Genomic DNA, 24,157 nt, shown 5'->3' with positions numbered 1-24,157 from the left:
TAATTTCAGGAGCAAGCCATGACCGAACTTACACATTACATTGGCGCCTCGCATGTGCAGGGCACATCAGGTCGCACACAACCCGTTTTCAACCCTGCCATTGGCGCGTCCGAACGCTCTGTACCACTGGCCTCGACCGTCGAAGTCGACGCCGCCATCGCCGCCGCCAAAGCCGCGTTCCCCACATGGTCAAAAACTCCGGTCCTGCGCCGTGCGCGCATTCTGGATAAATTCAAGAACATCCTGTGGGACCGCGCAGATGAGCTGGCGGGCATCCTCGCATCCGAGCATGGCAAAACCCATGACGACGCTGTAGGCGAAGTCACCCGCGGTCTCGAAGTCGTAGAGTTCGCAATCGGCGCACCAAACTTCATGAAAGGTGAGTTTTCCGAGAATGTGGGCTCAGTCGTCGACAGCCACAACATCCGTCAGGCCCTGGGTGTCTGCGCAGGCATCACACCGTTCAATTTCCCCGCCATGGTGCCGATGTGGATGTTCCCTGTGGCCCTCGTGACTGGCAATACCTTTGTGTTGAAACCCTCCGAGCGCGTTCCATCGGCCTCGCTGAAACTGGCCGAATGGCTGAGCGAAGCTGGTCTGCCCGCAGGCGTGTTCAACGTCGTCAATGGTGACAAAGAAGCCGTCGATGCGCTGTTGTATAGCCCTGATGTCAAGGCCGTGAGCTTTGTCGGCTCCACGCCTATCGCAAAATACATCCACCAGACCGGCACCGCCAACGGGAAGCGCGTGCAAGCACTTGGTGGCGCGAAGAACCACGCCATCATCATGCCCGACGCGGATCTGGAAATGACGGCGAATGCGCTGATGGGGGCGGCATACGGATCAGCCGGCGAGCGCTGCATGGCAATCTCCGTGGCGGTTCCCGTGACCGATGCTGTCGCCGATGCGCTGATTGACATCATGGTGCCCAAGATCAACGCGCTGAAAATCGGCCCGACCACCGACAAGACGTCCGAAATGGGGCCCTTGGTCACTGAACAGCACTTGGCAAAGGTGCGCGGTTATATCGCTACTGGCGAATCTGAGGGTGCCAAAGTCGTCGTTGATGGGCGCGATTTCTCGCAGGATATGCAGGGCTACGAGGGGGGGTATTTCCTTGGCGGCACGCTGTTGGACAATGTCACAGAGGACATGGCCGTCTGGAAAGAAGAAATCTTTGGTCCGGTTCTGTCCGTGGTGCGCAAGAATTCCTATCAGGAAGCGCTCGATCTGGTGCATAGCCACGACTATGCCAATGGGACCGCGATCTTCACCCGTGACGGTGATACCGCGCGCAGCTTCAGTCAGGATGTTGAAGTCGGCATGATCGGCATCAACGTGCCTATCCCCGTTCCAATGGCGTATCACTCATTTGGCGGCTGGAAGTCTTCTATCTTCGGTGAGCATCACATGCATGGGATGGAGGGCGTACGGTTCTATACCCGCATCAAGACCACCACGACGCGTTGGCCATCCGGTCGGCGTTCCGACCCTGAATTCACCATGCCCACTCTGGGTTAAAGGTCCGGTTAGTGGCATCCAAACCATCAACGGCCACTTTTGAACAGCGGCCCGGCATATGCCGGGCCATACCTTGCCGTAACAGTAAAAATCTGAGCGACGAGTCCGGGCGCTCTTCGACGGCGCAATCGTACCATTCCAAAGAGTGCTTCCTAGGCGTTGGCAGAGAAAGCCGACTTGGCAGAGCGATATGTACGGGAATGGCTTGGTGTCATGGTGACATCACGGGTTATCGATTTCGACCCCCGCCACCAAGACGTACACACTGCCTCCTGAGCATGCGGCTTTTCTGACCAGGGTCGCGACACCGGACAACATGGCTGTCACCTGCAAGTGCATTGGCGTCATGGCCTCGGTCGAAGAACAGATGGTTACCCGGTTTCGCGACGGGGCAGGGACGCATTATCAAGACCACTGCCGGTTTTCATGACGTTATAGCCGAAGACAGTGCACAACTCGTGTCAGCTCTGATCTTATGGTGCTGCCCCACTGAAGTGTTCGGCCCCTATGGTTAGGAATCGGAGGGTCAAAGATGGGAATCGAGCGACACAAGCCGGAAGAGATTGTCAGTAAGTTGCGGCAGGTTGAGGTGCTGTGCGGCCAAGGGATGGCGCGCGTAGACGCCATCCGACGTGCAGATCACAGAACAGACCTTCTATCGCTAGCCTAAGCAGTATGGTGGGATGGGAACCGACCAACTGAAAGAGCTAAAGCGGCTTCAGAAGGAGAATGATCGGCTGCGGCGAGCGGTATCGGACCTGACGCTGGACAAGCTGGTCCTGTCGTAGGCCGCACGGGGAAACGACTGAGCTCTTCACGTCGCCGTGCCTGCATTGACCATGTGCGGAGTCAGCTCCACATCTCGGAGCGTCGTGCTTGTCGTGTCCTGGGGCAGCCTCGCTCCACACAGAGGCGGGTGCCCGTTGGCCGCGCCGATGAAGATCGTCTGGTGTCTGACATGATCGAGCTGACGCGCCAATATGGTCGATACGGGTACCGCCGGATCGCGGTTCTGTTGAGAGATGCTGGCTGGCAGATCAACGACAAGCGGGTCGAACGCCTGTGGCGATGTGAAGGGCTCAAAGTGCCCCTGAAACAGCCAAAGAAAGGACGGCTCTGGCTGAAGGATGGTTCCTGTGTTCGGCTGAGGCCTGAATACCGCAACCATGTCTGGAGCTATGACTTCGTTCATCATCGGACCGATGATGGGAAAGCGTTCCGGACGCTCAACATCCTGGATGAACACAGACGGGAGTGCCTCGCGATCCGAGTGAAGAGGAGGCTGAACTCGACCGAGGGTATCGACGCGCTGACCGACTTGTTCATTCTGCGCGGTGTCCCTGCCTACATCCGGTCAGACAACGGCCCAGAGTTCATCGCTCAGGCCGTTCGAGAATGAATCTCAGCAGTCCGTGCCAAGACCGCCTACATCGGGTCCGGCTCGCCCTGGGAGAACCGGTATTGTGAAAGCTTCAATGCAAGGCTTCGGGATGAACTGCTGAACGGAGAGGTCTTCTACTCGCTAAGGGAGGCGCAAATCCTGATCGAACAATGGAGGAAACACTACAACACCAAACGACAACATAGGGCCCCAGGCTACCGCCCACCGGCTCCGGAAACCATCATCCCGATGAAACCCAGGCCAATCATGCACAAACATTCAAAGTGAACCAACCAAGTGGCGCTGATCAGGCTGCTGTTGTTGGAGGTGCTCTGTTCTTTCTTTTTCGAATGTTGCAAACGAGCCTGCTAGCGACGAACTTACCTGAGACTGCCACACCATTTAATCTTCGTTTCAATAGGGCCGGCGCACAAGATTTATCCAAGAATTGTGCGACTTCCTGCAGATCACAGAAACAGGAGAACTTTTCGACAAACCAAGAGGACACTTCTCAAAAACTGAGTAGCCGAATTTCAGCCCTTTCTGGATGGCAAAATTGAAAGCGATTACTGCAAAGGCCGGGAAGAGGTCATTCTTGTATTTTATTGTGATGTAGGTCATTTGCCCCTAAGCGTAGAGGCGTCGGCTTATGAAATACCGCGAAGCCAACACTGCGAAGTACGCATTCAACGGCGAATATCTGATTTGTGATGTCCAACAAGGCGAACTTTTTGGCTGCAATTGAAGATGGCTGCCATTGATCTGATATTGCCAGTTTCCGCCGCGCACCAAGAAACCGGCGGCGTTTCAGGATGGTATCAAAGTCTTCCAGCTCCGTCATTCGCAGAAATTTGTCGATGCCGCAGGGACGATTCGAAAGTGTTCTACTTCGAGGCTTTGCTTGACGAGCGGCTGTCGAAAAAATAGGCAGTACAGAATTTTATTTAATGTTTTTAACGAGTTTCGGGGAGGCGGCACGTAAGTCTCTTGCTGCAATGGAATATTAAGGCATTGTGTCGTGACGAACCAAAAGAACAAGAAGTCTGACATGGAGTTACTTAAATGAATTTTCGGAGATGGGTCGGTGCGGCCCTGTGTGCAATTGGAACGGCCTTTGCCCCTGGGTTGGCTGGCGCGCAAGACGCCGGCGGGACGTTTGTGTATATTGTCCAGCCCGAGCCGCCATCGTTGGCGTCTTATCTTTCGACCTCGGGTCCAATTGGTCTGGTTGCACCCAAGATTTACGATGGTCTGTTTGATTATGACAACGATCTGAACATTGTTCCTGCGCTCGCCGAAAGCTATGCGGTCAGCGAGGACGGCAAGACCGTTACATTCAACCTACGCCAAGGGGTGACTTGGCACGACGGGGAGCCGTTCACTTCCGCCGACGTTCAGTTCACGGTGATGGATGTCCTCAAGCAGGTGCACCCGAGGGGACCGAATTCATTCCGCGAAGTGACATCTATCGATACGCCCGATGAGCACACAGCGGTTTTCAATCTTGCCAATCCGGCGCCCTATATGTTGCGCGCGCTTTCTGGTTACGAAAGCCCGATTGTTCCGAAGCATTTGCTTGAAGGTGAAGATCTGCGGAGCGCCGATCTGGTAAACAACCCTGTAGGCACTGGAGCATTCAAATTCGTTGAGTGGAAAAAAGGTCAGTATATTCGTTTGGACAAAAACGAAAACTACTGGAAACCTGGATTGCCCTATCTCGACCGTGTCGTAGGACGTTTTATTCCTGATGCATCAACCCGTACTGCAGCAATGGAGAATGGTGAAGTTCTTTACGGTGCTTATGGTGCGATCCCGAATATTGACGCCGTTCGCTTGCGTGAGATGGATGGTTTCTCGGTCACGACCGATGGCTACTCAATGATCAACCCAATGGCCTTGATTGAGTTCAACACGACCACCGCACCATTCGACAATCCGGCTATGCGCAAAGCTATTTCGCTGGTGGTGGACCGCGAGTTCCTGATCGAAAACATCTGGTTTGGATATGGCAAATCCGCCACGGCCGCTTTGTCCAGTAACTTTGATGCAACCGGTCTTTATGCCGCTGGCATGCCAAACTATCCGTCCAATGGAGACACAGAAGCGGCGATCGCCGTGCTGGATGAAGCTGGCATCGAACCAAATGCGGACGGTGTGCGCGCATCCTTCACACTGGATCTGATTCCTTACGGGGAAGATTGGCGCCGTGCTGGCGAATACATGAAGCAAGCGTTGCTGCCACTCGGGATCGAAGTTGATCTGCGTTATGAAGATGTGCCGACCTGGATCAAGCGGGTGTATGGAGACTATGATTTCCAAATGAACGTCAACTACTTCTACCAGCTTTCCGATCCGGTGCTGGGTGTTCACCGTCACTATGGTACCGACCAGATCCGTCAGGGGACGGCCTTTGTGAATTCGTCGCGCTACTCGAACTCCGAAATCGATGCCCTCTTGGCTGCCGGTGCGGTCGAGCCGGATGCCGAAAAACGTTCGAAAATCTATGCTGAGATCCAAGGCATTCTCGCCGAAGATCTGCCCGTGGCAAACGTGTTCGAAATGGAGTTCCTGACGGTGTACAATGATAAGCTGAAAGATCATGCCACGTCGGCGCTTGGGGCTTATGGACCGTTCGACAGAGCTTGGATTGAACAGTAATCTGAAATAATCAGCCTCTGGCCCGCGCCGGGCCGGAGGCATCCCCGGGGGATCTCAATCGTGTCACATTTTGCGCGCCGCATGCGGTATGTCGTAAAGCGGCTGCTTCAAGCCATCCCAATCGTTTTGGCGATTATCATTTTGAACTTCCTTCTGTTGCAGTTGGCCGAAGGTGATGCCGTTGATGTTTTGGCGGGAGAGGCAGGGTCGGCAACGCCTGAGTATATGGCTGAATTACGGGCGAAGTTTGGACTAGATCAGCCGCTTCCGGTGCAACTTGCCGTATATCTTAAGAACGTTGTGTTCTTGGATCTTGGATATTCATTCCGGCACGAAATGCCTGTCGGAGAGCTGATTTTCGACCGCCTGTTCGCTACAGTCCTGCTGATGGTATCAACCATTACACTTGCCGTGAGCTTCGGCATTTTCCTGGGTCTTGTTGCGGCCATGGGATTGAATACATGGCGCGATACCGCGATATCGATTTTCGCATTGATTACCTACGCCACGCCGCTTTTCTGGGTCGGATTAATGCTTATCGTCGTGTTCTCTTTGAACCTTGGTTGGTTCCCGACATCGGGTATGGAAAATTTTGCGATGTTTTATGAAGGCTGGGACCGGGTGAAAGATATCGCACACCACCTCGTTCTGCCCACGATCACTTTGGCGTTGTTCTATCTTGCGCTCTACACCCGCCTCATGCGCGCGTCGATGCTCGAACAGGCCGGTCAGGATTACGTGACCACTGCACGTGCCAAAGGGGTGACGGAAAATCGGATCATGTTCGTTCACGTCTTGCGCAACGCCTTGCTGCCAGTGGTGACAATGGCAGGTGTGCAGGTTGGGGCCCTGATTGGCGGATCAGTCATTGTGGAATCTGTTTTTGCCTGGCCCGGGCTGGGCATGCTGGCCTTTGAGGCCTTGTTTTCCCGGGACTTGAACTTGCTCCTTGGGATATTTTTCCTGTCTGCCCTGCTGGTCGTGGCAGTCAATCTTGTTGTCGACATCGTCTATTCGTCGCTCGACCCCCGGATCGAGGTGGACTGAACTATGTCATTCTGGAAACTCTTTGTGCGAAACCGTGGCGCTGTCATTGGTTTGATGATCCTCTTTCTCATGACATTCCTGGCGGCAACGGCTGGTCTGTTCTACCCGGAAGATCCATTCAGTCTGGCGGGCAAACCGATGTCGCCTCCCGGTGAAAACGGCTTTCTTTTGGGCAGCGACAGCCTTGGACGTGATGTGGCTGCCGGGATCGCCCATGGGGCCAAGACATCGCTCTTGATCGGATTACTGGCAACGTTGGTGGCCGTGTTTGTGGGCATCTTGATGGGGGCGTTTGCGGGATACTTTGGGGGGATCATCGACAACCTGCTGATGCGCTTTACCGAGATGTTTCAGACCATCCCCTCTTTTATTTTTGCGATACTCTTGGTGGCCATTATGAAGCCCTCGATCGAGAGTATTGTGATTGCGATCGCGGTTGTGTCCTGGCCCGCGGTCGCGCGATTGGTGCGCGGTGAATTCCTGTCGTTGCGAAACCGGGAATTCGTGCAGGCCTGTCACACTCTGGGCATGTCCGATCTCCGGATCATGCTTGGTGAAATCCTGCCCAATTGTCTCTCCCCTGTTATTGTTATCGGCTCGCTCATGGTGGCAACGGCAATTCTTATCGAAAGTGGTCTTGCTTTCCTCGGCCTTGGTGATCCCAACATCATGAGTTGGGGGTTTCAGATCGGGGCTGGGCGTACGCTTTTGCGATCCGCCTGGTGGGTTTGCACGTTTCCCGGGATCGCAATTCTGGTGACGGTGCTTGCGATCAATCTTGTTGGCGAGGGCATAAATGATGCACTGAACCCGCGGCTGAGGGAACGTACATGAGCCGCCTTCTGGAAATTGCTGATTTGCACGTCTCACTGCCGCCAGAAAGCCAGCGGCCCTTTGCCGTCGAAACCATGAACCTGTCACTCGATCCCAATGAGATACTCTGTGTTGTGGGCGAAAGCGGCTCAGGCAAATCGCTGACTGCGCGGGCGGTTATGGGGCTGCTGCCCAAACCGCACGTGAAAATCTCCAAAGGCAGCGTGGTTTTTGAAGGTGAGGATCTGGCACAGGCGAGCGAGGAACGCTTGCGGGAAATCCGCGGCTCCGAAATCTCAATGATTTTTCAGGAACCGATGACGGCCTTGAATCCTGTCATGACGATTGGAACGCAAATTGACGAGGTTTTTCGGTTTCACGACCGGATGCCGGGCAAGGAAAGGCGCAGTCGAGCGCTGAAACTCTTGCAGGATGTGCAACTGCCGGATCCGGAACAGACACTGAAAGCATATCCGCATGAACTCTCTGGGGGTCAACGCCAGCGGGCCATGATCGCCATGGCGCTTGCTCTGGATCCCAAAATTCTGATTGCAGATGAACCTACTACAGCTTTGGACGTGACCACACAGGCGCAGGTGCTGAAGCTGATCAAGGAGATGCAGGCCGCGCACGGAACGGGCGTTTTGTTCATCACACATGATTTTGGCGTTGTCGCTGATATCGCTGATCGAGTGTGTGTCATGCAAAATGGTCTGGTTGTAGAAACGGGTACAACGGATCAGGTGCTGCGCAACCCCTCTCATCCCTATACCAAGGCTTTGATCAGTGCCGTGCCGGATCTCGTGCCACGTCCGGCACGTCCGAGATCCACGGAGCAGGTGCTCAAGGTAAAGAACCTGGAAAAGACCTACCGAAGTGGCGGCGGGCTGTTTGGGGGTAAAGGCCGGGTTGTGCATGCAGCCGACGATGTCTCCATTGATCTGGCACGCGGTGAAACACTTGGCATTGTCGGTGAAAGCGGCTCTGGCAAGTCCACCGTGGCGCGCTGCATCGTCCGGTTGAACGATGCTGAAGCGGGCCAGATCTTGCTTGGTGATACCGACCTGCGGCCGCTTGGGCGGGCCGCGATGCGTCCCCACCGTTCGAAAATCCAGATGGTTTTTCAGGATCCGTTCGCTTCTTTGAATCCGCGCACGCGCATTGGTAAAATTATCGCGCAAGGACCGATGATGTACGGGGCAAGCGCAAAGGAAGCCAAAGACCGCACGCTGGAATTGCTCGACATTGTTGGTCTGGACGCGCGTGCATATGAACGCTTTCCGCACGAGTTTTCGGGTGGTCAGCGACAGCGTATCGGCATTGCACGGGCTTTGGCGCTTGAACCCGAGATCCTAGTTGCTGATGAACCTGTATCTGCACTGGATGTGTCTATTCAGGCGCAAATCCTGAAACTGTTGGATGAAATCCGAGATCGCATGAATCTTTCAATGATCTTCATCACGCATGATCTGAGAGTCGCTGCTCAGGTCTGCGACAGAATTGCCGTGATGCAACGCGGCAAAGTGATCGAGGTTGGGGCAACATCGGCCATGTTCGCAAACCCGTCGGAATCCTACACCCGGGAACTGCTTGCCGCTGTGCCTGGCAAGGACTGGTTCTCTGAAAAGAATGTTACTGCCACGAAGGTTAACTAGGTGAGTTTGCTGAGTGATGCGCATTATCCGTCCCTGGCAGAAATCACCGATGGTTATGCCAACGGATCACTGCGCCCGTCCGACGTTGTAAAAGCTCATCTTGACCGGATCGAGAGGCTGGATTCCACGATCGGTGCTTTCCAAGCCGTTTACGCGGAAGAGGCCATGTCGCAAGCGGAGGCCGCAGATCAAATGTTGGCGACGGGCGCACGATTGGGGCCTTTTCATGGGATACCATTCGGATTGAAGGATATCTGTGACGTCGAAGGACGTGTAACAACCGGTGGCTCGATGGTCTTCAAAGACCGGGTTTCCCCATCGACCTGTGCTTTGGCGCACCGATTGTTCGAGGCAGGCGGCATCATGATCGGAAAGACAAAAACGGTCGAATTCGCGCTAGGAGGCTGGGGCACAAACCAGAAGATGGGCACGCCACGCAATCCTTGGGATATGAGTGTGCACAGGGTGCCGGGTGGATCCTCCTCCGGAACGGGCGCCGGGACGGCCGCTGGCATGATCGTTTGCGGCGTCGGAACGGACACCGGAGGATCCGTACGTCTTCCTGCAGGATACTGTGGGCTTGTTGGCCTAAAGGTCACCGAAGGCCAACTTCCGACTGAGGGTATTTTGCCGTTGTCGGACACTTTGGACACACCCGGCCCTTTGGCACGATCTGTCGAGGATGCGCTCTTGATGTATCTTTCCATGAAGGGCGCTGAAGGATGGCGTGTTGACCGTCACCGTCGCGATGCCACCGGGCCTTTCGCAGATCTGAAGCGCGGTGTTCAGGGCATGCGACTGGGCGTATTGGATGGAACGGAACGTGCAGTTTGTTCCGTTGACGTTTTGGAGGCCTATGATGCCGCGCTGGACAGACTGCGACATGCTGGTGCCGAACTGGTCGTCTTCTCGGCCCGGCAGCCTTATGCGGATTTGACGGCGACCTGCGGATTGCTGATCGTTGCTGAAGGGTATTTCCATCATGGACATCTTTATGAGCAGGACGACCTTCCTTTGGACGAGGACGTCCGCACTCGAATGCTTGTTGGACGAGATGTTCTGGCGGTCGACTACATCCAACTCCTGAAAGACCGGTTGGCTGCGCAGGATGCGTATTTGAAGCGGATGAAAGGCCTGGATGCGCTTTTGACGCCTACGATGACCTCAACGGCGCCACCGATTGATGTTGTGGATCAGTCCATCGCGCCAAGCCATTTTACAAGGCACGTAAATTATTTTGGTATGTGCGCGCTGTCGATGCCATCAGGGTTGGGAAAGGACGGGCTTCCGACCAGTCTTCAAGTGATCGCGCGGCCCAACGAAGAGGCGACTGTTCTGCGCATCGGTGCGGCTTTTGAGGCACTTCAGCCACCTCTGCCATTGCCGATGCTGTCCTGACTTCGCGCCAATGGGGTTTCATTCGGCGCGCAAATCAAGGCATGTTGGGAAATTAGTAACAAGGCCTGCGGGCAAACAGAGGACCAGAAATGGTGGATAATTCGACGCGAAAGACGAAGGTAACATCGAGCCACTGGGGAGCATTCGAGGTCGACGTCGAGGGAGACCTGATTGTTGCAACGCGCCCGTTCGGGCCCGATCCAGAGCCAAGCTCCATCTCCGATAGTATCCCAGCGGCAGTGCATCATCCGTCGCGCGTTTCGCGCCCGTCGATCCGTCGGGAATGGCTGAAAAATGGGGACCGTTCGGGACGAGGCAGCGACAGTTTTGTCGAAGTTCCCTGGGACGAAGCGCTTGATATTGCCGCGCGCGAAATTGATCGCGTGCGCACATCCCATGGAAACGAAGCGATATATGGCGGTTCATACGGATGGGCGTCAGCCGGACGGTTTCATCACGCCCAGAGTCAAATGCACCGCTTTCTCAATTGTGTCGGTGGGTATGTTGAGTCGTTCGGAAGTTACTCCACAGGATGTGCGCAGGCGATCATGCCACATGTTTTCGGCAAGAAATTCCTGACGATGGGCTACGAACATCAAGATGGATGGCAAACGATTCATGCCCATACACAAACGCTTGTCATGTTCGGGGGTATCAACGCCAAGAATGCGCAGGTTAGCATGGGCGGTATCACTGAGCATGACACGGGCAGTTGGCTGGAACGATGTCTCGCCAAAGGCACGCGCTGCATCAATGTCGGCCCGCAGCGAACAGATGCGCCGGAGGGATGCGAGTGGCTCCCGCTCAAACCCGCCTCAGACACAGCATTGATGCTGGCGCTTGCCTATGTCCTTCAATCTGAAGCGTTGCAAGACCAAGCCTTTCTCGACCGCTGCACCGTCGGGTTTGACCGGTTTCTTCCCTATCTTATGGGCGAAAGCGATGGCCAGCCGAAAACGCCGGATTGGGCCGCCCCAATTTGCGGAATAGATCCCCATTCCATTCGCGAACTTGCACGGCATATGGCTAAAACACGTACGTTTATTACTGTAGCATGGTCACTGCAAAGAGCTGAACACGGTGAACAACCCTATTGGATGTCGGCGGTTCTGGCCGCGATGCTTGGTCAAATCGGCCTTCCCGGCGGGGGCGTGGGTTATGGATTTGGGGCAATCGGCGGTGTGGGGAAATCATTGCTACGCATGTCGGGTATGACGTTCCCGCAGCGGAAAAACCCGGTCAAACAGATCATTCCTGTCGCACGTATGGCTGATATGCTGCGCAACCCGGGACAGCTTTATGAGTTCAATGGCCAGCGCGAGGCTTATCCAGACATCAGGTTGATCTACTGGGCTGGTGGCAATCCTTACCATCATCACCAGGATCTGAATGCGCTGCACGAAGCATGGCAGCGCCCGGAAACCATCATCGTGAATGAGCCTTTTTGGACGGCGACGGCTAAACGGGCCGATATCGTTTTTCCTGCAACAACACCCTATGAGCGCCAGGATATTGGTCGTTCCAACCTTGATGATTACCTTTTCCACATGCCGCAACTCATCCCACCGGTTGGCGAGGCACGTGACGATTATGCGATCTTTGCAGGCCTTGCAGCACGCTTGAACGTTGAGGAGCACTTTACCGAGGGCCGCTCGGCAGATGATTGGATCGCCAAGCTTTATGATGAATATCGCGACCTTGCGGCTGACCAGGGAATATCCGTGCCCGATCTGGGGCAATTGCGCACGAAGAACTGGGTACGCCTTCCGATTCAAGCCGAGGGCCCGAACAAGACTTTTTTTGCGCCTTTTCGAGCCGATCCCGACAAGTCACCCGTGCCGACGCCATCAGGTCGGATCGAGATTTTTTCCGAAACCATTGCCGGCTTTGGCTATGACGACTGTCCTGGCCATCCTATTTGGTTGCCCCCGTCTGAATGGTTGGGAAATGCCAAGAGCGACGCACCGCTGCACCTTCTGTCGCCTCAACCCGGAGACAAGCTCCACAGTCAGTTAGAGGCAGCTCTGGCAGACGTTCCGGGCGCCCGACCGGTCTCTCTCGTCCTGCATTCGGATGATGCGGCGCAACGGGGTATCACGCAAGGAGATCTCGTGCGGGTTTTCAATGCTCGGGGCGCTTGCCGGGCCCGGGCGCTGATATCATCAGAAATCCTTGCCGGGGTCGTCGCATTGCCGACCGGAGCATGGTACGGTGACCCAGGTTGCAATATCGATCCGCAAGGCAATCCGAATGTTCTGACGCTTGATGTTGGAACCTCCCGGCTTGGGCAGGGGTGCAGCGCCCACACCGCCCTTGTTGAAGTTGCTCTCTTGTGAAGTTCGATACGCCCATGCTTCACACCTTGAGAGTCATCAAGCGGTTCTGTAGCCTGCCCGGATCGTTCCCGGACTTCTGTCTTGGGACGTCGTCGGAAATCCTCCACCCAATAGGTAATGAAGAATGATCCTGTTCGACCATCACTCTGGCAAGACGTTATGACGAAACCGACGTGGTGAATGAAGCCCCTCAGGAAGTGCCGCTCGCCGGATATGTCGAGCAACTTTCCGGACGTCCCGGTGAGACCTTGGAATTCAAAGTCTCGTCGCGTGCGGATGTGCCCTTCAATGCCCGGTTAGTGAGGTCTATCTGCGCAGACCCAAATCCAGACGGCCCGGGGATCGTCGAAGAGGACGCGTCGGACTTCTTTGCGCTCCAAAGTTTCAAGTCAGAATACCAACCGTTCTTTCCCGGCTCTTACGGGGTGGCGACGGCAGATGTGTCGGCCAGTTCAGAGGCGGGTCTAGTGTTCTCTGTGACGTTTTATTCGACAAAGAACAGCGCCGACGCACAAACTTTAATAGGGTGTGGGGGCGCTGATCTGCGCATCAATGCAAACGGTACGGCCTGTTTTCAAGTGGGCGAGATCAAAGTAGAAACGAACGCGCCTTTGAAATTGCGGCGATGGTACCGGATCGAGGGACGCGTCCAGAGTGACGTCCTTAGCATCACGTATCAAGGTTTGGACCGACAGTCCGGTGATCCAATATGTGCTGAAACAAATTGTCAGCCGTTTGTCTTGCGAGGCAGACCCACCATTGGAGCGCGCGTGCTGGAGGGACGGAAAACCCAGTACTTCAATGGCAAGATTGAGAAACCCGTTATCCTTGCCGATGGTCTGGTGCTTTGCGCGTGGGATTTTGCGCGTGACATGAAAAAAACCACGGTGTCTGCACAAGCTGGTCCGGATCTCAAGCTGATCAACTTTCCGACCCGCGCGGTGACTTCGTCTGACTGGGACGCCACCGAGATGAATTGGACGCATCGCCCCGACCATTATGCTGCCATCCATTTCCATGAAGATGACATCTATGATTTTGCATGGGACACAAGCTTTGCCCTGACCATCCCTGATACTATGCCGTCAGGCGTCTATATCATGCGGTTGGACTGCGCCGGCCATCACGAAGCGATCCCGTTTTTTATCTGCCCGCCGCGGGGTCAGCGCAACGCCGATCTATGCGTGCTGGTGTCCACTTTCACCTATTCGATCTATGGAAATCATGCGCGGCCGGATTATCACCCGTCATGGCAAGACCGGATCAATGACTGGAACGCGTATCCCTACAATCCTGCGGAATACCCAGACTACGGGCTTTCCACCTATAACTACCATTCGGACGGGTCGGGCATATGCCATGCCTCGCACCGTCGCCCCTTGTTCAATCTCAGTCCAGGCTACCTGACTTTCGGTGCCACGCCTTGTTCGGGATTGCGTCATTTCCCGGCGGACAGTCACCTGATTGGTTGGCTACATGCGAAAGGCATAGAGTACGATTTGGTCACGGATGACGATTTACATTCCCATGGCCGGGCGGCCATTGCGGGGTATAAGGCGCTCACCACTGGCAGCCATCCCGAATATCACACGGAGGAGACCCTGAATGCCTTGCGTGACTTCAGGGACAACGGCGGTCATCTAGCTTATCTGGGCGGCAACGGATTCTACTGGCGTATTGCCAAACACAGCGAAAATGACGGCATGCTGGAAATTCGCCGAGCCGAAGATGGCATTCGTGCCTGGGCTGCCGAGCCGGGAGAGTACTACAACGCTTTTGATGGAACCTATGGCGGTTTGTGGCGGCGCAACGGGCGTGCACCTCAAGATCTTGTTGGTGTCGGCTTTGCAGCTCAGGGAGAATTCTTTGGCGATCCCTACCGACGGGTTTGCACGGACCCGGAATTCGATTGGGTATTTGATGGCGTAGAAGACGAGGTTATCGGGAATTTCGGGTTCTCTGGCAATGGCGCTGCGGGCTTTGAGCTTGATCACATGGACATGCGTATTGGGACGCCTGAAAACGCGGTTCTGCTCGCGCGATCAGTCACCCGCAAAGATGGCTTTGTGCTTGTACCTGAAGAACAGCTTACCCATCTGACAAACCTGACAGGCTCTACAGAAGCCGAGGCCAAACACGCGGAAATGATTTTCTGCAGTTACCCAGGCGGCGGATCGGTCTTTGCCACAGGCTCCATCACCTTCTGCGGAAGCCTACCTTGGAATGACTTCGACAATAATGTCTCCAAACTATTGCAGAATGTGTTTGAGCGTGCGTTGATCTGAACAGTTTCGAACTCATCAATGTTTTTGATAGCAGGTCGCGTAAGCTTGCTTCCGGTGTCCGACAGGTGTTTTTGCAATCAAAACCAGTGTCGCCATGGTCAGATCGCGCCATAAAGTTGCGCGCGGCAATACTGACGTGCGGCGGGCAGGGTTGCAAGCTGCTGTTCTGTCATCCAAGACTTGGATTCTGTCGTTTTACCACTGAGCTGTTGCCGACTTGTCCGCCCTTTAAAATATGGCGCTCGACAAGCGAGGAGCCTAAAAACACTGTATTTATCAACCGGCGCAGGGGAGATATCAATTTACTGTTGTCATTTTGTTGAACGAACTACTTTGGAGAAAGCTGTAAATGACAGTGTCTTTGCTTTTGCCGGTTCTTTTTCCGGCTAAGATGAGCGCTCCTTGGCCATAAGTGTGATATCGCTCAAATAGCTGCGCCTTCCACTTCCCCCTGCTGTGGCGCGTGACATGTCAAATCTTGTCCCGTCCATGAATCGTCCGAATTGCAAAGAACATCAGGGGCGCTGCCTCTGTCCATACTGGATCGACGAGGTTCGAGGGATTGGGGTGACGGAGGGTCGCTGGTGCGTTCTGGCCTTCAAGGCGTGACGAGGCGACAGATTTTCGCAAAATCAGAACCCGTGGCTGGCAATTTGGTGACGGGCATTGCCGCATAACCTGCGCGCGGCGCGGGAAAGGTTCTTGGTGTTCTTGCAGGTCCAGCAACGAAGAAATCGCCTACCCGTGCCGCCGCGAAGACATCTCTGAGAACCCCTGTTTCAGCGGAGCGAAGGGTTTTGACGCCGGGAAACGCTGTCTGTCCGGCGCCCCTGATATCCTCGCCTAAGGAGAAGGGTTGTGATCTGAAGCCGGGGCGGAACGCACCCTTGAAAATCCTCTGCCCCAAATAGCATGATTGCCCCCCTGCGGCAGCGTGCGCCTGCTGGATAATGGCGGGGAGGACACAGGAGATATCCGGGACATTGGAGCGCGCATGATGGCGAACTGCACCGGGCAGGCGTCACACCTGTCGGCAAAACAAACGCGGGCACTGATTGGCAATCCCAAGCACAAATTTACAGTCGGTATGACCCTGATCCAGAGGGCGGCATGGCGGCTCTGCCGCACGAATGCGCCAAGCCTGACCGAAGGGGCAGCCGCATCCCGGGTGACAAGCGGGCTCACCTTATTTCCTATGCGCTGGAGCACGGGGCGCTGTCGCAACAAGAGCTGGCTCAAAATTGCACCCCCACCAAGCACTACGTCCTGTCGGAGCCCAAAGTGCATACCCATTAGCGCCATCAAGAGCGCCACACGAGGTCGCGTCGGCTTTGGAAGGACCAAGGCCATTCTCGCAGAACGGCAAAAAGATCTGGAACCGATAATCCAGAAACGCCACTTACCGCATCAGAAAACCGCAGGGGAGGGCAGGTTCAAAAATGAACCAAGGCCGCCGTCAAAGAATAGCGCCCACTTCTGCAGAAAACTCTGAATAGCGATCGGCTACGCTCGTTTTCAGTGAATTCAGAGCTTCCTTTGCTCACAATGACGTCGGCGACCCTTCCACGAGCGCGTGCTCCACGATAAAGATAAGGGCATGATGCGTCGTTTCGCCAGCGGTGCTTCACCAGCCCGAGTAACCGGCGTGGCGCAATTGGGAACCTTCTGATGCTATTTCGTTTTTTTGCTTTTGCCTTGTTTTATGCCAGCGCAGCACTGGCGCAATCCGATACAGATCGTTCTGCACAACTTTTTTTGGAGCTCAACGCACTACAAGACGTTGGCGCAAATTGCAGATTGACGTTTTTAGCTCGGAACGAGACCGGGGCGGCGATAGAAGAAGCAGTTTTTGAAACCGTAGTCTTTGACACAACAGGCGGGGTGATGAGCTTGTCGCTGTTCGACTTTCAGAATCTGCCGATGGACAGGCCGAGGGTTCGTCAGTTTGATCTGCCGGGGGTGGCCTGTGATACGCTGGGGCAGGCGCTGATCAATGGCGCGAGCATCTGCATGGTGGATGGTGCCGAAAGCGGGGTTTGCGATCAGGCCCTGTCTCTTAGCAGCAGGCTTTCGGTGGAGCTGCTTGGATGACTTTTTTTGACGCATTGAGTGGGATTTTTGCTCTTGGTGGACCAGTGGTTGCCATCCTGTTTGTGATGTCGATCCTGACGTTCTCAGTCACGCTTTATAAACTGTGGCAGTTCGCGGCCTCCGGGGTTGGGCGCCACCGGGTACTTTCTGAAGCCTTGTCGGCGTGGGATGCTGGTGACCACCACGCCGCGCGCGCGAGGTTGGCCAAGAGCCGCAGCTACCTTGCTCCACTGCTGGGCACGGCCATGGAAGCGAGAGACCTTCCTGGTTTTGAGGGGCGGCTGGACGCCGAAGCCGGAGTGGCACTGGCTGGACTGGAACGTGGTTTTCGCTTGCTGGATACCGTTGCCCAACTCGCGCCATTGCTGGGCCTCTTTGGTACGGTTTTGGGCATGATTGAGGCATTTCAAAGTTTGCAAGCGGCTGGATCATCTGTCGATCCGGCTTTGCTTGCGGGGGGCATATGGGTCGCACTCCTCACCACGGCCGTCGGGTTGGCCGTCGCCATGCCGACCTCAATGATTCTTGCCTGGTTTGAAAGCCGCACCGCGCGCGAACGTGTCTTCGCGGATAAGGCGCTGCAAACTGTGCTGGCACCTGTCCAAGCCGCGCCACAGGAGACAGCCGCGCAGTTTCCCGCGTCCAGCCATGCGTAATACGGCGCCCTTTGTCCGCCGACCCATGTCGATGACCCCGCTTATCGACGTGGTCTTTTTGCTTTTGCTTTTCTTTATGCTGACCTCGACTTTTTCAAGTTTCGGTGAGATCGAGCTCAATCAGGCAACTGCGGGTCCACCTACGCAGGGTACTGCGCCTGAACGTTTTTTTGTGCAGCTTGGGAGCTCGCGTCTGGTGCTCAATGGTGCCACCATCGCATTGGACGAACTCGCCGAACAAGTGGCAATTGGGCAAGTATTGGTCAGCCTCGACCCGGACGTTTCGACACAACGACTTGTCGATTTATTGGTTCGTCTTCGGGGGCGCGAGACCTTAAGCGTTTTGGTGCTGGAGTGAACACATGATCCGTTCCGCAGTCCAACGCCGGAAACGAGACCCTTCGATCGCTTTGATCAACGTGGTCTTCTTGATGCTGATCTTCTTTCTGATCGCGGGCACGGTTGCCGCGCCGCTTGATAGCGATTTAAAACTTGTAGACACATCCGGTCTTGAAGGGCGCGAGCCACCCGACGCTCTGGTTCTGCGCGAAGACGGAACGTTGAGTTTTCGCGGGATGCTGACGGATCCGGAACGTTATATGGCCAACCACGAAGCGGGTCCTGTACGGATCGTCCCTGATCGCGATGCACTTGGTGCACGCCTGATCGAGGTGTCGAGTACCTTGCGCCGTCTTGGCGCGACATCTGTTATTCTCGTGACTGAGCGGGCGCTCGAATGATCCCGAGGTCGACCGCGATTGCGATCGTCGCCGTCTTATTGTCCTTGGCGGTGCATTTTCTTGGTCTGGGTATGACAACCCGGGCCCAATTGCAGCAACCCGAAGAGGATGTATCAACGAATGTGGTCTCGTTGGGCCGTGCATTTGAAGACGTCGCTGAAACCCGTGCCCAGCCTGTCGAGCCGGAACGTGCTCCAGTCCCCGAGCCTGACTCCGAACCTGTCCCAGAACCGGAGCGTGCCGATACACCCACAAGTCAGGCGCTTGTGGCCTCGGACAATCCACAGCAGGTCGCGTCGCCGGATACTGGCTCGGCGCCGGTTGTACAGCCTGAGACAACAGGACCCTCCGAACCGGCGCTGGGTGACGTACCAGAACCAACAACAATCGAACCTTCGAACGGATCAGGCAACGAGATCGCTGAAGCGCCGGTCGCACCGCCGGACGGCACCGATACAGCCACCGAAGTGCCGGAGGGTAGCCCGGAGGGGGGCTTGGTACGTCTTGAGGCCGTTCCGGTTGAGTCCCTGCCGACACCTCCGGTCGTTTCAACGCCACAGCGGCTCGCCGCTTTACCCTCGGCAGTCCCGGTAACGCCGTTGGAAGCCGAAACGGTTGACCCGGAAGATCAGTTAACGCCGGTAGAGCCTGAGCCTGCGGACGTGCAAAACCCTATTGATGAAGATGACACTGCCGTTTCTGAAACGCGGGTGACGACATCCTTGCGACCGCGGCTGCGCACACCGCGGCAATCATCAGGGCCCGAGGGACTCGCGAACGGCACGCCAGAACTCAGAGACACGCGGCTTGCGCCGGCGCAAACGATTGAGTCACCGCTCACTGCTTACCAGCGTGACGGGACCAATGTTTTTGCGGGTCAAAGCGGCGGTACCCGATCCGGGGGGATCGGTTTTCGTAATTCCAGCGGCCCGGGAAACTCGGATGTGACCAACTATGCCGGTCAGGTTCTAGTCCATCTGAACCGCGTTCGACCCATTGCTGTTTCAGGAAAGGGTTGGGCGCGGGTGTTCTTCGAGATCAATCCTGACGGAACACTGGCCTCGGTGGACATTATTGATGGCGTAGGCTCGCCTGAAATCGAGCGTGCAGCCAAAGCACAAGTGAGAAACGGCGTGCCATTCCCGCGCCCGCCGGGTGGTAGGAGTAGAAAGCTCAACTTTGTCTATCGAATCCAGTGATTAGATAGTCGACGAACAGCCTTGGAACTAGGGTTCCAGTTTCCCATTCCACGAGTGCCCAATCGCTTCCCAGTTGTCGGCTTGCGATCGTTTCAAAGGCGGTTTTCTTCTAGCCCCAATCGTGATCGCGAGGGGTGCTTCGCGAAGCAAAACTGCCCAAAGTATAGATTGCGGATGCGCGCAGGGCCAAGAAAGCCCGGATCTATCAATTGGTCCGCACGGCGTGCCCGATAAGTGTAAATGAGCATCCGATGTAGGCTGCATTGGGACTCTGCAGAACCGGTTTGTCGCGATTGGCAATACGATCATTATATCTCTGGACAGGTATGTCCAATAGTGTTTCATATATGAGGTGGAAATAGGCTGAAGACAGTTTTTGCACCCGTATTGCTTGCAGCATGCGAAATCGGCAGGGAGATCAAAATGAAAACACACTATCAGGCTGTAGTGATTGGCGGTGGCGTTGTTGGCACATCGGTCCTGTATCACCTTGCGAAAATGGGTTGGAAAGATGTTTGCCTGCTAGAGCGAAAAATTCTGACGGCTGGTTCGAGCTGGCATGCGGCAGGGGGGTTTCACGCGTTGAACGCGGATCCTAATATTGCCAGTTTGCAAGCTTACACCATCGATCTGTTGGGCGAAATCGAGAAAGAGTCAGGCCAGTCCGTTGGTATGCATATGACCGGTGGCATGACCCTTGCAGGCACGCCAGATCGCTGGGAATGGTTGCAATCGGCTTATCGCACATTCCAGTCTATCGGCATTGACGACGTTCACCTGATCACCCCCGAAGAAGCGGGCGAACTCTGCCCGATCATGTCCACTGACGGCATTCTGGGTGGCATGTGGGCGGACCGCGAAGGTTATGTTGACACGACAGGCACGGTGCATGCCTATGCAGGTGCTGCCAAAAAGAACGGTGCCCAAGTGTTTGAGAACACTCGCGTGTTGGAACTGAACCAGACCGCAGTTGGCTGGGAGGTGGTGACCGACATGGGCACCATTAAAACCGAGCATGTCGTGAACGCCGCTGGCCTTTGGGCAAAGCAGGTGGGTCGTATGGCAGGAATTGAATTGCCCGTCAGCCCGTTGAATCACCACTATCTGATCTCGGATACGATCCCGCAAGTGGAAGCGTTGGAAAAGGAACTACCGCTGGTCGTCGACCTTGAAGGGTTCACCTACATGCGACAGGATCAGAACGGTATATTATTGGGCATTTATGAAATCGATCATCAACATTGGATGATGGATGGTGCGCCATGGGAATACGGCTTTGAGTTGCAGCAAGAAGATCCGGACCGGATCGAACACGAACTGACGCTGGGTTTCCAACGCTATCCTGATCTGCAGAACGTTGGCGTCAAAACCTGGGTGAACGGCGCTTTTACGTTTGCTCCGGACGGCAATCCTCTGGTTGGGCCTGTGCGCGGAAAGAAAGGGTATTGGTGCGCCTGCGGCGTCATGGCGGGCTTCCTGCAAGGTGGCGGTGTGGGCAAATCGCTGGCGGAATGGATGATCCACGGTGAGACTGAGGCGGATGTTTACGGCATGGATATTGCGCGTTTTGGCGATTACGCCGAGAATAAGCAATTCATCAAGGAAACCACAGGCCAGTTCTATACGCGTCGGTTTGTGATGACCTATCCAAACGAACAGTTGCCGGCGGGCCGTCCGCTCAAGATGGCACCAGCTTATACTGACATGACCGCAGCGGGGTGCCGCTGGGGTGCAAGTGCGGGTCTTGAACTGCCGTTGTATTTTGCCCCAACGCCTGATTTTGAGGAAACGCCGACCCTCAAGCGGTCAAACGCATTCGAGATTGTCGCAGAAGAATGCAAAGCGGTACGCGAACATGTGGGCTTGCTGGACATTACAGGCTTCTCCAGATTCGAGGTTTCCGGGAGCGGGGCAGCGGCATGGCTGGACCGGATCATGGCTTGCAAGTTGCCCAAAGCCGGGCGTGCGAAACTGGCCCCAATGTTATCACCCGAGGGCAACCTGAAAGGCGACTTGACGGTGTTCAACTGGGGCGATGGTACCTGGTGGATTATGGGCAGTTATTACCTGCGCGATTGGCACATGCGATGGTTTCACGACCACATGGGCGAAAACGTTGTTCTGCAAGACATTGCAGACGCGACTGTCGGCTTTTCCCTTTCAGGCCCTGAAAGTCGCAATGTGATCGAAAAGCTGACGGATGGTCCGATCGGTGATCTTCCGTTTATGGGGTGCGGCGTCTTTGACATTGGTCTGGTTCGTGCGAGAGTCGGGCGTCTGTCGGTTTCCGGCGAACTGGGATATGAAATTCACTGCAAAGCGGCAGAACATATCGCGTTGCGCAAGATGTTATTGGAGGCAGGGGCCGATCAGGGCATCCGTGAAATCGGATTTAACGCGTTGCTGAGCCTGCGTCTGGAAAAGAGCTTTGGTATTTGGTCAGCGGAATTCACTCAAGGGTACACGGCCGCACAAACAGGCATGGATCGTTGGATTGACTGGGACACGGACTTCATCGGTAAGGCAGCGGCGACTGCTGAACGCAATGGTAATGAACCCGCCCAAAAAGTGGTCACGCTTGAGGTGGAATCCAAGGACGCGGATGCGACAGGGTTCGAGCCCGTTTGGGCGGGCGGCAAGGTCGTTGGCTTCGTGACCTCAGGCGGCTATGGCCACACGGTTGGCAAGTCCTTGGCAATGGCGATGATCGACCAGGAACACTGCGCCGAGGGCACGGAGCTGTCGGTTCATATTGTAGGCGCTGAGCAGCCCGCCCGGGTGATCGCAGCATCGCCTTATGACCCGGCGGGCCGGGCCATGCGGGTTTAGGCAGATGGACACCCAAGAACCCAGATCGCGTGGACGGCGCAGGCGCGCGACTGCGGCAACGCCCGCGTCAAAACGGCGGGTTAATTATCACGACTTGCGCAATCCTTTTCCAGTCGCAGAGGTGTTCTCGACAGATCAGATTGCCGCAATTCATGAAACGGCTCTGCGCACGCTACAAGAGCTGGGTGTGAAGGTGTTGCTTCCAGAGGCCGTCGAGATTTACCGCAAAGCCGGTGCGCGTGTTGTAGGCGATATGGTTTACCTTGGCGCTGACGTGATCAATGCTGCACTGGAAACGGCACCCAAATCCATTCAGGGCCGGGCAGGCCATCGCAGTAAAGACCTAACCTTCGAACTTGGACGTATGATTTTCCAACCCGGTGCCGGCGCGCCGCACGCGACCGATCTGGTGCGTGGACGGCGTCCCGGGTCATCTTCTGACTTCGTAGAGTACACAAAACTGAACCAACACTTTGATGTCTTGCAGATGTTGTCGCCTTCCGTGGAGCCACAAGATATTGCCACGAATATTCGGCATTACTTTACGACCAAAACCCAGATGACGCTGTCGAATAAATTCCCGTTTGTGTTCTCTCGTGGGACCCCTCAAAGCATGGACTGCTTTGAAATGCTACGCGATTTTCGCGGTGTGACGGATGCAGAGTTTGCCGCGAACCCGCATTGCTACACGATCATCAACACAAACAGCCCGCGAACGTTAGATATTCCCATGGCGCAGGGACTGATAGATTTTGCCCGTCACGGGCAAATGTCGATTGTCACGCCTTTCACGCTGATGGGGGCCATGGCGCCCATCACGGTAGCTGGCGCAGTTACACTCAGCCATGCCGAAGCTTTGGCCGCGATTACTCTTACCCAACTTGTGACTCCCGGCGCGCCAATTTGCTATGGTACCTTCACCTCAAATGTTGACATGAAATCCGGCGCGCCCGCCTTTGGCACACCAGCACATTTTCAGGCCTCGCTTGCCGCGGGACAGCTGGCGAGATTGACCGGTCTGCCTTGGCGAAGCGCCGCAGGCTCTGCGTCGAACCAGAACGATGTCCAGGCGGCGAATGAGAACCAATTTGGTCTCTGGGGTTGTTTGATGGCAGGTGCAACTGTCGTCATTCATTCTGCAGGTTGGCTCGAAGGCGGTCTCAGCGTATCTTATGAAAAGATCATCACCGATGTCGAAGTCCTCAATATGGTGGCTGAACTATGCGCAGGCAAAGGGGCGAGCGCGGATGAGATTGGATTTGAGAACGCATTGTCTCAAGTGGATCCGAGCGGCCATTTCTTCGCATCACCGCAGACAATGGAACGCTATGACACCGAATTCTATGAACCCATCGTGCATGACTACGCCAATTTTGGCACTTGGACGGATCGCGGCGCGCGGGATGCCTCGACGCGCGCGACAGACGTCTGGCAAGAGATCGTGAAGAACGAGGCTCCGATACCGGTAGATGACACTAAAGTCGAAGCGCTCAATACCTTCATTGCAAAACGGACGGCCGAAGGCGGCGCGCCGCCCGAGAGTTAAAC

At 55.5% G+C, this 24,157-nt stretch carries 16 protein-coding genes and 1 pseudogene; 16 read left to right on the top strand and 1 reads right to left on the bottom strand.

What is annotated here, in order from left to right; genetic code table 11:
• Positions 1–18 precede the first annotated feature (18 nt).
• Positions 19–1,521, top strand: coding sequence for a CoA-acylating methylmalonate-semialdehyde dehydrogenase (locus R8G34_08915; GenBank protein ID MDW3222989.1), 1,503 nt, complete (start codon positions 19–21; stop codon positions 1,519–1,521).
• Positions 1,522–2,053: 532 nt separating this feature from the next.
• Positions 2,054–3,190 (top strand): annotated as a pseudogene (locus R8G34_08910) (IS3 family transposase).
• A 301-nt stretch (positions 3,191–3,491) separates the two neighbouring features.
• Here the strand turns inward: R8G34_08910 and R8G34_08905 are convergent.
• Positions 3,492–3,743: a hypothetical protein gene (locus R8G34_08905; protein MDW3222988.1), complete on the bottom strand. Its 252-nt coding sequence runs from the start codon at positions 3,741–3,743 to the stop codon at positions 3,492–3,494.
• Between the two features lie 221 nt (positions 3,744–3,964).
• Between R8G34_08905 and R8G34_08900 the strand changes: the two genes are divergently transcribed.
• The 14 genes from R8G34_08900 to R8G34_08835 all read left to right on the top strand — a co-directional run bounded on the left by R8G34_08900 (position 3,965) and on the right by R8G34_08835 (position 24,155).
• Positions 3,965–5,560, top strand: coding sequence for an ABC transporter substrate-binding protein (locus R8G34_08900; GenBank protein MDW3222987.1), 1,596 nt, complete (start codon positions 3,965–3,967; stop codon positions 5,558–5,560).
• Between the two features lie 60 nt (positions 5,561–5,620).
• Positions 5,621–6,607, top strand: coding sequence for an ABC transporter permease (locus R8G34_08895; GenBank protein ID MDW3222986.1), 987 nt, complete (start codon positions 5,621–5,623; stop codon positions 6,605–6,607).
• A 3-nt stretch (positions 6,608–6,610) separates the two neighbouring features.
• Positions 6,611–7,441, top strand: coding sequence for an ABC transporter permease (locus tag R8G34_08890; GenBank protein ID MDW3222985.1), 831 nt, complete (start codon positions 6,611–6,613; stop codon positions 7,439–7,441).
• Positions 7,438–9,075, top strand: a complete 1,638-nt coding sequence (locus R8G34_08885) for an ABC transporter ATP-binding protein (GenBank protein ID MDW3222984.1) — start codon at positions 7,438–7,440, stop codon at positions 9,073–9,075. Before R8G34_08890 ends, R8G34_08885 begins: the two co-directional genes overlap by 4 nt.
• Positions 9,076–10,473: an amidase gene (locus R8G34_08880; protein ID MDW3222983.1), complete on the top strand. Its 1,398-nt coding sequence runs from the start codon at positions 9,076–9,078 to the stop codon at positions 10,471–10,473.
• Between the two features lie 89 nt (positions 10,474–10,562).
• Complete coding sequence (locus R8G34_08875; GenBank protein MDW3222982.1) at positions 10,563–12,809, top strand: molybdopterin-dependent oxidoreductase; 2,247 nt, start codon at positions 10,563–10,565, stop codon at positions 12,807–12,809.
• A gap of 176 nt (positions 12,810–12,985) precedes the next feature.
• Complete coding sequence (locus R8G34_08870) at positions 12,986–15,094, top strand: DUF6605 domain-containing protein (GenBank protein MDW3222981.1); 2,109 nt, start codon at positions 12,986–12,988, stop codon at positions 15,092–15,094.
• Positions 15,095–16,762: 1,668 nt separating this feature from the next.
• A complete protein-coding gene (locus R8G34_08865) occupies positions 16,763–17,185 on the top strand; it encodes a hypothetical protein (protein MDW3222980.1) in 423 nt (140 codons plus the stop codon).
• Positions 17,182–17,841 carry a MotA/TolQ/ExbB proton channel family protein gene (locus tag R8G34_08860; GenBank protein MDW3222979.1) on the top strand — a complete coding sequence of 220 codons (660 nt, stop codon included), beginning with the start codon at positions 17,182–17,184 and terminating at the stop codon, positions 17,839–17,841. The genes R8G34_08865 and R8G34_08860 overlap by 4 nt, the downstream gene beginning before the upstream one ends.
• 25 nt (positions 17,842–17,866) lie before the next feature.
• Positions 17,867–18,199 (top strand): biopolymer transporter ExbD, encoded by a 333-nt coding sequence (locus tag R8G34_08855; GenBank protein ID MDW3222978.1) that lies wholly within the window; start codon positions 17,867–17,869, stop codon positions 18,197–18,199.
• A 4-nt stretch (positions 18,200–18,203) separates the two neighbouring features.
• Positions 18,204–18,581, top strand: a complete 378-nt coding sequence (locus tag R8G34_08850; protein MDW3222977.1) for a biopolymer transporter ExbD — start codon at positions 18,204–18,206, stop codon at positions 18,579–18,581.
• On the top strand, positions 18,578–19,780 hold the full coding sequence (locus tag R8G34_08845) for a TonB family protein (GenBank protein ID MDW3222976.1): 1,203 nt from the start codon (positions 18,578–18,580) through the stop codon (positions 19,778–19,780). The genes R8G34_08850 and R8G34_08845 overlap by 4 nt, the downstream gene beginning before the upstream one ends.
• Positions 19,781–20,203: 423 nt before the next feature.
• Positions 20,204–22,609 (top strand): FAD-dependent oxidoreductase, encoded by a 2,406-nt coding sequence (locus tag R8G34_08840; GenBank protein ID MDW3222975.1) that lies wholly within the window; start codon positions 20,204–20,206, stop codon positions 22,607–22,609.
• 4 nt (positions 22,610–22,613) lie between these two features.
• Positions 22,614–24,155 carry a trimethylamine methyltransferase family protein gene (locus tag R8G34_08835; GenBank protein ID MDW3222974.1) on the top strand — a complete coding sequence of 514 codons (1,542 nt, stop codon included), beginning with the start codon at positions 22,614–22,616 and terminating at the stop codon, positions 24,153–24,155.
• Positions 24,156–24,157: the final 2 nt, after the last annotated feature.

This window comes from Paracoccaceae bacterium, assembly GCA_033344815.1.
GTDB lineage: Bacteria > Pseudomonadota > Alphaproteobacteria > Rhodobacterales > Rhodobacteraceae > Roseobacter.
Note: the sequence above shows the minus strand (reverse complement) of the source record. Positions and strands in the feature narration are given on the sequence as shown.

Excerpts from the sequence above, each read along its gene's own strand:
- R8G34_08915 (MDW3222989.1), top strand. The coding sequence starts at position 19 with ATGACCGAACTTACACATTACATTGGCGCCTCGCATGTGCAGGGCACA.
- R8G34_08905 (MDW3222988.1), bottom strand. The coding sequence starts at position 3,743 with ATGACGGAGCTGGAAGACTTTGATACCATCCTGAAACGCCGCCGGTTT.
- R8G34_08900 (MDW3222987.1), top strand. The coding sequence starts at position 3,965 with ATGAATTTTCGGAGATGGGTCGGTGCGGCCCTGTGTGCAATTGGAACG.
- R8G34_08890 (MDW3222985.1), top strand. The coding sequence starts at position 6,611 with ATGTCATTCTGGAAACTCTTTGTGCGAAACCGTGGCGCTGTCATTGGT.
- R8G34_08885 (MDW3222984.1), top strand. The coding sequence starts at position 7,438 with ATGAGCCGCCTTCTGGAAATTGCTGATTTGCACGTCTCACTGCCGCCA.
- R8G34_08875 (MDW3222982.1), top strand. The coding sequence starts at position 10,563 with ATGGTGGATAATTCGACGCGAAAGACGAAGGTAACATCGAGCCACTGG.
- R8G34_08865 (MDW3222980.1), top strand. The coding sequence starts at position 16,763 with ATGCTATTTCGTTTTTTTGCTTTTGCCTTGTTTTATGCCAGCGCAGCA.
- R8G34_08860 (MDW3222979.1), top strand. The coding sequence starts at position 17,182 with ATGACTTTTTTTGACGCATTGAGTGGGATTTTTGCTCTTGGTGGACCA.
- R8G34_08855 (MDW3222978.1), top strand. The coding sequence starts at position 17,867 with ATGTCGATGACCCCGCTTATCGACGTGGTCTTTTTGCTTTTGCTTTTC.
- R8G34_08850 (MDW3222977.1), top strand. The coding sequence starts at position 18,204 with ATGATCCGTTCCGCAGTCCAACGCCGGAAACGAGACCCTTCGATCGCT.
- R8G34_08845 (MDW3222976.1), top strand. The coding sequence starts at position 18,578 with ATGATCCCGAGGTCGACCGCGATTGCGATCGTCGCCGTCTTATTGTCC.
- R8G34_08840 (MDW3222975.1), top strand. The coding sequence starts at position 20,204 with ATGAAAACACACTATCAGGCTGTAGTGATTGGCGGTGGCGTTGTTGGC.
- R8G34_08835 (MDW3222974.1), top strand. The coding sequence starts at position 22,614 with ATGGACACCCAAGAACCCAGATCGCGTGGACGGCGCAGGCGCGCGACT.